Genomic DNA, 361 nt, shown 5'->3' on the forward strand with positions numbered 1-361 from the left:
TTCAGCGGTTATCTCTTCCGCACTTAGCTACCGGGCAATGCCATTGGCATGACAACCCGAACACCAGTGGTGCGTTCACTCCGGTCCTCTCGTACTAGGAGCAACCCCTCTCAATCTTCCAACGCCCACGGCAGATAGGGACCGAACTGTCTCACGACGTTCTAAACCCAGCTCGCGTACCACTTTAAATGGCGAACAGCCATACCCTTGGGACCTACTTCAGCCCCCAGGATGTGATGAGCCGACATCGAGGTGCCCAAACACCGCCGTCGATATGAACTCTTGGGCGGTATCAGCCTGTTATCCCCGGAGTACCTTTTATCCGTTGAGCGATGGCCCTTCCATTCAGAACCACCGGATC

Annotated in this window: 1 rRNA gene; it reads right to left on the bottom strand. The window is 55.4% G+C overall.

What is annotated here, in order from left to right:
* Nucleotides 1-361: ribosomal RNA gene (locus BHE89_RS22350) — 23S ribosomal RNA — on the bottom strand; the annotation flags it as partial.

Origin of the sequence: Shigella sp. FC1967, assembly GCF_001743005.1 — a bacterium.
GTDB lineage: Bacteria > Pseudomonadota > Gammaproteobacteria > Enterobacterales > Enterobacteriaceae > Proteus.